At 73.9% G+C, this 5,195-nt stretch carries 5 protein-coding genes; 2 read left to right on the top strand and 3 right to left on the bottom strand.

Features of this window, described 5'->3' with window-relative positions; translation table 11 throughout:
- On the bottom strand, nt 1–1,283 hold a 1,283-nt coding region (locus AB0C69_RS37710; protein WP_360360586.1), incomplete at its 3' end, for an MFS transporter.
- A gap of 116 nt (nt 1,284–1,399) precedes the next feature.
- Complete coding sequence (gene wrbA, locus AB0C69_RS37715) at nt 1,400–2,041, bottom strand: NAD(P)H:quinone oxidoreductase (RefSeq protein ID WP_360360589.1); 642 nt, start codon at nt 2,039–2,041, stop codon at nt 1,400–1,402.
- Nucleotides 2,042–2,118: 77 nt separating this feature from the next.
- Between wrbA and AB0C69_RS37720 the strand changes: the two genes are divergently transcribed.
- Entirely contained in the window at nt 2,119–2,574 is a 456-nt protein-coding gene (locus tag AB0C69_RS37720) for a MarR family winged helix-turn-helix transcriptional regulator (protein WP_360360592.1), read from the top strand.
- 51 nt (nt 2,575–2,625) lie between these two features.
- Here AB0C69_RS37720 and AB0C69_RS37725 read toward each other — a convergent pair whose 3' ends face one another.
- Entirely contained in the window at nt 2,626–3,633 is a 1,008-nt protein-coding gene (locus AB0C69_RS37725; protein WP_360360595.1) for a helix-turn-helix transcriptional regulator, read from the bottom strand.
- Nucleotides 3,634–3,812: 179 nt separating this feature from the next.
- On the opposite strand from AB0C69_RS37725, the gene AB0C69_RS37730 reads away from it, so the two are divergent.
- A partial coding sequence (locus AB0C69_RS37730) for an alpha-lytic protease prodomain-containing protein (RefSeq protein ID WP_360360598.1) occupies nt 3,813–5,195 on the top strand: 1,383 nt, incomplete at its 3' end.

The raw sequence follows: 5,195 nt of genomic DNA on the forward strand, positions 1-5,195 counted from the left end.
GCCAGCACCGCCAGGCCCACGGCCCCGCCCGCCTGCACGGCGGTGTTGGCCAGCCCGCCGACCACCCCCGCGTCGCCCTCGGGCACCCCCGCGGTCGTCGCGGCCATGAGCGTGGGGAACGTCAGGCCGATCCCGACCGCGACGAGCAGCGTGGGCCCGAGCACCCCGGTGACGTAGCCGCTGCCGGCTCCGGCCTGCGAGAGCCAGCCGAACCCGGCGAGGAGGAAGCCGCAGCCCGCCGGCACCAGGAGGCGGGCGCCCGCTCGCGGCAGCAGCCCGGCGGCGAAGCGCGCGACCACCATGAACACCACGGCCGCGGGCGTCTGCCCGAGCCCGGCCCGGAGCGCGCCGTACCCCAGGACGTCCTGCAGGAACAGCGACGTGAAGTACCACATCGCGACGGTGATCCCTCCGAAGAGCAGCAGCATGCCGCCGCCCGCGGCCACCCCCCGGATCCCGAACAGCCGCGGCGGCATCAGCGGCCGGGCGGCGAAGCGCCCCTCCACCGCGAGGAAGGCGGCGAGTAGGAGCAGGCCCGCCGCGGCCGGGCCGGCGACCCGCGCGGACGTCCAGTCGTGGCCGGTGCTCTGCATCACCCCGTAGATCAGCGCGGCCAGCCCCGCCGTCCCGGTGACGGCGCCGGGCAGGTCGAGCGGCTCCCGCCGGACGGTCCGCGCGCCGGGCAACGACGCCAGGGCCACCACGATCAGCACCGCGCCGATCGGCACGTTGACCAGGAAGACCCACCGCCAGGACAGGCCGGTCGTGAGGGCTCCGCCCGCGACCGCGCCCGCCATCCCGCCCACACCGCCCGCGGCGGACCACGCGCCGAACGCCCGCGCCCGCTCGCGGTCCCCGGTGAAGCCGGTGTTGATCACGGCCAGCGTCGCCGGGGCCAGCACGGCGGCTCCCACGCCCTGGACGGCGCGGGCCGCCACCAGGATCTGCGGTGCGGTCGCCAGGCCGCCGACCAGGCTGGCGGCGGAGAAAAGGAGCAGTCCGGCGGCCAGCGTCCGGCGGTGGCCGAACAGGTCGGCTGCGCGCCCGCCCAGCAGCATGAACCCGGCGAACGTGAGCAGGTAGCCGTTCACCACCCAGGCCAGTCCCGCGGCGGTGAAGCCGAGGTCCCGGTCGACGGAGGGCAGGGCGACGTTGACGATGGACGCGTCCAGGATCACCATGAACTGGCACGCGCACACCAGCGCCAGCACTACCCGGCCGGGCCCGCTCCCCGCCCTCCCGGACCCGCGGTCCGAAACCTTCGCCGACAACTCGGACGACACAAGCGCCTCCTCGATCGAGTGGAATGCGGCGGGGCCCGGTGGGCGAAGCCGCCCGATGCCCGCACCGTCCCGGCGGTGCCGGGGTGAGATCGCCTCTGACACGGCTCGGCGGCCGTTCACGTCAGGGCGCGGGCGTCCTCTTCGGCGGCGCGGGCGCCCGCCCGCAGTTGGATCGCGGTCCGGGCGAGGCGGCGGCCCTGGTAGCGGGCCGCGTCGAGGGAGGCGGCGTCGGGCCCGTCGCCGGACGGGCCGGTCACCGCCGAGGTGCCGTAGGGGTTGCCTCCGGCCGCGTAGACGGCCGGGTCGGTGTAGCCGGGCGGGACGATCAGCGCGCCCCAGTGGTAGAAGACGTTGGCCAGGGAGATGATCGTGGCCTCGGCGCCGCCGTGGCGGTTGAAGGCCGCGGTGAACGCCGTCACCGGCTTGTCGGCCAGCGCGCCCTCCCGCCACAGTCCGACACTCTGGTCGAGGAACTGCTTGAGCTGCGCGGCGGGCGCGCCGAAGCGGGTCGGCGTGCCGAACGCGTACGCGTCGGCCCACGCGAGGTCCTCGACGGCGGCCTCCGGGACCGCGGCGACCGCGTCCAGGTGCCGCCGCCACCGCGGGTTCTCGTCGATCGCGGCGTCGGTCGCCAGCTCGGCGACCCGCCGCAGCCTGACCTCGGCGCCGGCGGTGGCGGCGCCCTCGGCGACGGCCTCGGCGAGCGCGTGCACGGCGCCCGTCGAGCTGTAGTGGATGACGGCGACCTTCACGGACATGTCGGCTCCTCGGCTTCGCGGTAGGATTAGTTATGCGCATAATGTTATGCGCATAACTAATCCGTCAAGGAGGGGCCGTGGACTTCGACCGAGCCGACGCGATCAACCAGGCCATCCGCCTGCTGAGCCTGCGCCACCGGGCCCGGGCCGCGGCGCTGCTGACCCCGCTCGGCCTCCATCCCGGGCAGGAGGCGCTGCTGCTCGAACTCGCGCGGACCGGCCCGCGGATCCAGGCCCAGCTCAGCGAGGCGCTCGGCTGCGAGCCGCCCAGCGTCACGCTCATGACCCGCAAGCTGGAGGCGTCCGGGCACGTCCGGCGCAGGCCCGCGCCCTCCGACAAGCGCGCCAGCATCGTGGAGCTCACCGACTCGGGCGCGGCCCTGGCGGAACGGGTCAAGGAGCTGTGGTGCGCCCTGGCGGAGGAGACCGTGGCCGGCCTGCCCGAGCAGACCGTGGCGGACCTGCCCGGCGTGCTCGGAACCCTGACCGCCAACGTCGACCCCCGGCGCGCACGCCCGAGACCGGGCAGGTGACGCCGGGCGCGGGTGTTCGGATCGCGGGCCGAGGGGTGAGCCCTGCGGCCGTCAGACCAGACCGCGGCGGGCGGCGTGGACGCCCGCCTGGAACCTGGTGCGGGCGTTGAGGGTGCGCAGGAGACGGGCGACGTGCCGGCTGACCGTGCGCGCGCCCATTCCGGTGTGGCGGGCCACCGCCTCGTCCTTGAGCCCGGCGGCGAGGAGGGTGAGCAGATGCCGGTCCGCCTCGGACAACCGGGGCCGGACGCCGGCCGAGCCCGGCTCGCCGTCGAAACGCAGCGGCGTCGCCTGTTCCCAGCAGGTGTCGAAAACGTCGATGAGAATGTCGAGCAGGGTCGACGGACGGATGAGGGCGGTGATGCTGGGATCGTCGCCCCGCAGCGGCATCAGCGCCATTTCGTCGTCCACGATGACGAGTTTGGCGGGCGGATTCTCCAGGATGCGGGATTGCTCGCCGAAGCCGGAATCCCGGCGGGCCAGATCCATCCGCGCGGGGATGGCGAGGGCCTCGGGCGTGTAAATGGCGCGGTACTCCACGCCTTCCGCGAGGCGCTCGCGCTCGATCTCGTTCGGGCTGACCGGGTCGACCGCGTAGGGCGGCTTGTCGATGGCCTTCACCTGCCTGACCGCGGCGCGCTGCACCTGCTCGTAGCGCTGGATCACCGCGTCCAGCCCGTCGACGACCTCCACCAGCCTCTCCGGGTTCGACCGCTGCTCGGCGGCCAGCAGGTCGCCGCTGATCCGCTTGGCCTCGATCCGCGCGCGGATGAACTCCGCCTCCCGCCTGCGGATGAGCGTCTCGACCACGGCGTCCGGAGGATGGGCGGAGTACGCCCGGTCCCCCGCGGCGTCCGCCCCCGCGGCGCCCTCCGCGCTGATCATGCCGAGCGCCTCCATTTCCAGGAGGAGCGCCGCCAGGCGGGCCGGCGGCGCCTCCGACATCCCCGCCAACTCGCTCAGCGTGCTGCCGGGGTTGTACAGCAGGGCGACGTAAAGGGTCTGCTGAGAGGCGGTGACACCGAGAGCCGCGAATGGATTCTCATCTTTTGCGGTCACGGGGAACATGACCCGGATTATGGCCGATGGAGCGTGACTTCCAGGCCGTGCGCGGCGAACGGATCGGTGGCGCATTCCGACACCGGCGATAACTCGCCAGAACGTGGGGGCGGAGAGCCTTTCTCGTCGCGCGCGAGGACATCTACGTTTGCCGCACCCCCCACCCCCGAGGAGAGACCATGTCTCACAGACGCGGCATGCGCGTCGCCGTGCTCGCGGCCGGCGCGCTGGGTCTGGCCGGCGTGCAGGGCGTCGCGGTCGCCCAGCCGGACCCCGCCGGGCCCGCCCGTCCGGCCCCCTACTCCGCGGCGACGGCGGCGAACGTGCCGCAGGCCATGCTGAAGGCGATGCAGCGCGACCTCGGCCTCACCGCGGCGCAGGCGAAGCAGGCGCTGGTCAACCAGTTCGACTCCGGCGTCACCGCCGGGAAGCTGCGGCTGAGGCTCGGCGGCGCCTTCGCCGGCAGCTGGGTCAGCGGCAGGACCGCCGAGACGCTGCACGTCGCGACCACCGACCCCGCCCGGACGGCCGAGATCACCGCCCAGGGCGCGCGGGCGACCGTCGTCGGCCGCAGCCTGGCCGACCTCACCGCCGCGAAGGCGAGGCTCGACCGTGCCGCCGCGCGCAAGGCCCCGTCCCACTCTCCCGTCTGGTACGTGGACGTCCAGGCCAACCGCGTCGTGGTGCTGAGCTCCGCGCCCGCCGAGGCCCGCGCCTTCGCGAAGGCCGCCGGGGTCGACCCCGCCGAGGTCGCCGTCAGGCGCTCGAAGATCAAGCCGCGCACCTACTACGACCTGCGCGGCGGCGACGCTTACTACATGAACGGCTCGGGACGCTGCTCGATCGGCTTCTCGGTCACCCGCGGCGGGACGCCCGGCTTCATTACCGCGGGCCACTGCGGGCAGCCGGGCACGTCCACCAGCGGGTACAACCAGGTCCAGCAGGGCAGCTTCCAGGGCTCCTCGTTCCCTGGCAACGACTACGCCTGGGTCGCGGCCAACGGCAACTGGTCGCCGGTCGCGCGCGTGAACGGCTACGGCTCCGTCCAGGACCCGGCCGTCTCCGGTTCGACGGTGGCGCAGACGGGCTCCCCGGTGTGCCGCTCCGGTTCCACCACCGGCTGGCACTGCGGGACCGTCCAGCAGCTCAACACCAGCGTCACCTACCCGCAGGGCACGGTCTCCGGGGTCACCCAGACGAACGTGTGCGCCGAGCCCGGCGACTCGGGCGGCTCGTTCATCTCGGGCACCCAGGCGCAGGGGACGACGTCCGGCGGCTCCGGCGACTGCCGCAGCGGCGGGACGACGTTCTTCCAGCCGGTCAACGAGGGGCTCCAGGCCTACGGCCTGACGCTCTACACCGGCACGTCCAACCCGCCGGACGACCCGCCGAGCGGCAGCTGGGCGGCGGGGACCGTCTACCAGGTCGGCGACGTCGTGACCTACAACGGCTCCAGCTACAGGTGCATTGGCGAACGGCTTCGCCATCCCGGCCCGCCACAGCAGTTCCGGCAGCACCGACGTCTGGAAGAAGTAGATGTACCAGGACCGGAGGCCCTGCCC

Source organism: Actinomadura sp. NPDC048032 (assembly GCF_040653175.1).
Lineage (GTDB): Bacteria > Actinomycetota > Actinomycetes > Streptosporangiales > Streptosporangiaceae > Spirillospora > Spirillospora verrucosospora.

Bases quoted from the DNA above. Each gene is read 5' to 3' on its own strand.
- wrbA (WP_360360589.1), bottom strand. From the start codon at position 2,041: ATGTCCGTGAAGGTCGCCGTCATCCACTACAGCTCGACGGGCGCCGTG.